Source organism: Serratia sp. 506_PEND (assembly GCF_001076875.1).
In the GTDB taxonomy this organism is placed as follows: Bacteria; Pseudomonadota; Gammaproteobacteria; order Enterobacterales; family Enterobacteriaceae; genus Serratia; species Serratia marcescens.
In genome coordinates this window covers 1-1,974 of the sequence record NZ_JVEL01000567.1, presented here as the reverse complement: position 1 = coordinate 1,974, position 1,974 = coordinate 1, and the positions used below count along the sequence as shown (strand labels likewise).

General features: G+C 57.1%; 3 protein-coding genes and 1 pseudogene. All 4 read right to left on the bottom strand.

All coding sequences use genetic code 11. From position 1 onward, the window contains the following. A pseudogene (locus tag ADK28_RS33160) lies at window positions 1–283 on the bottom strand (DNA-binding protein); the annotation flags it as partial. A 26-nt stretch (window positions 284–309) separates the two neighbouring features. Then, the gene (locus ADK28_RS29505; protein WP_075202150.1) at window positions 310–966 is read right to left on the bottom strand and encodes a DUF2913 family protein; all 657 of its coding nucleotides are present in this window, start codon (window positions 964–966) and stop codon (window positions 310–312) included. 82 nt (window positions 967–1,048) lie between these two features. Then, window positions 1,049–1,606 (bottom strand): inovirus-type Gp2 protein, encoded by a 558-nt coding sequence (locus ADK28_RS25250; protein WP_048796972.1) that lies wholly within the window; start codon window positions 1,604–1,606, stop codon window positions 1,049–1,051. A 78-nt stretch (window positions 1,607–1,684) separates the two neighbouring features. Then, a partial coding sequence (locus ADK28_RS25245) for a putative zinc ribbon protein (protein WP_048796971.1) occupies window positions 1,685–1,974 on the bottom strand: 290 nt, incomplete at its 5' end.

Below are 1,974 nucleotides of genomic sequence, written 5' to 3'. Positions count from 1 at the left end.
CCGTGCTCAGGTCAGCCTTCAGGCTCCAGACGCAGCCAAAACGCTTCCCGTTGAATATCGCCTCTTTCTGATTAAGCTGCAACTCATCGCGCAGGCCGGCAATCAGCTGGGGTGTGCGGAGCAACAGTACGCGGAAAGGCAGCTCAAAGCTGGTGACGTAATCAACGTTCAGCAGGGCAATGCGCAGACGTTCTTCTGCGCCGGCTTTTACCTAGCGGCATTCTTCCAGCACATCCGCCCACTGCCGGATAAGGCGAAGCGACTCGTCAGCGCCAGAAAACAATTCGCCCCACGGTCATTCCCTCTGTGTTAACAGGTAGCAGGCTGCTCTTCGGAGACGCCCGCATCTGCAGCTGGCAACAGTGACAGCAAACACCAGCCCGCATGTTGCTCACCCGTCACATAACGCAGCTCCCGCGCGTCAAATGCCTCTCCAACACCACGGGGATCACCAACGACGATGAAATCAACCGACGCGGACTGCTGGCCCTGTTCGTTAAAATGGCGCTGCAGCTCTGATTTCCTGACCAGTAATGCAGAGGTATTCGCATATTCAGCGGACAGAGTTTCGGGTACCCACTCTTCATCCGACACCACCGCGTTCATCCAGCCCTGTGATTTCAGGTGCTCAATCGCATGCGTCAGCCGAAACAGTGCCGGCTGCTGTGAAACCGGCTCAGCGCAGGAGTGCCAGAGGTATTCCAGTCGTCTCAACAACCCGGCTGCGAGGCCTTTCTGTCGCCCGAGGCGAAGCAGGCTGTCGATATCTGTCGCCACGGAACGGGGGAAGCGACGTTGTTTCTGCGCATCCGCCAGCCAGCGAACCAGGAAGGTATGGATAGTCAGCGGTGACAGTGCCTGCCCCTCCTGCTGGGCCAGGCTCAACGCCATCAGTGCGCACCAGGCAAGATGTGCCAGGTCAGAGACCGTCTGTTCAGGGGGTAAGGTATTGTGCGTCTTTTTCATGCAGCGAGTATATCAGCAGAGCGTGTATCGGAAAAATCCCCGGGTGTTAACATCCTTTCTCGTCTCTGAACCCTCCGTACACTCACGTGCTTATCACCCCCGTTCTCGCCGTCATGACGGGCAAGGTCATGCCCTGAACCCTCGCCTGTAGCTGACCGAAGCGCAATGCGAAAGTCCCCTGCGCGGAACGGTTAATGACAAGCGGCGTGATATCCACCACGCCTTCATGCTTCCCGTCCGATACTCTTCGCCAGGCGTCACGGATGATGCCACTGAACGCCTGCAGAGAGCTTTCAACAGGTTGTGTAATGGGCGCCAGCGTATCAAGATTCATCATCAACACCATCTGGCATTCGCTTGCACAGGTTGAACCCCATATCCAGCGTAACAACGTCGGCGGTGAATTCTTACGTTCCTGCTGGCGCGCCTGTGAGTATTCCCCCGTTCGCTGCCAGACCTCAGTGTGAAATCGCAGGATCAGCGAGCGATAATCAGCCAGGGTTTCGTGATACGGCAACACCAGCGCAAAGCTGAACGCCACCAGTCGGGGATAATGGTCAACCGCCTGTTGCAGAAAAGCGCGTGTATTTGCTGCATCCACAGCATTGCCGGCTTCTGCACCGGAGTGAGGGCTATTCATCGGAATTATCTCTTTTGGATGATTCAGGGGTGGGGGCGGGTTGCACGGCATGTCTGATGCGAAAAGCCCTCACCGGGCTTATCCGGAGAGCGTGTTACAGCCGTAATTCATCTGCCAGTTCGCTTCTTCAATGCTGTAGATACTGGTCAGGCAACGTGGACAGGACTTCACGCCCTGATAATGCTCGCTGCACCAGACGCAGTACCAGGCCTGCGACATGACGGGGGCATCCAGCCCCCGGATAATACTGCGCAGTTTGTTGTGCCGGGCTTCGGCTTTCACCTCAGGGTCAAGGTGGGCGCAGGCCATCAGCACATGCCGGGCTACGGTCTGCTGGTCATGCTCAAACCACGGGTCTTCGTGCATAC

What these genes read in the sequence shown, in the direction of transcription:
- ADK28_RS29505 (WP_075202150.1), bottom strand. Translation starts at nt 966, where the DNA reads ATGAAAAAGACGCACAATACCTTACCCCCTGAACAGACGGTCTCTGAC.
- ADK28_RS25250 (WP_048796972.1), bottom strand. Translation starts at nt 1,606, where the DNA reads ATGAATAGCCCTCACTCCGGTGCAGAAGCCGGCAATGCTGTGGATGCA.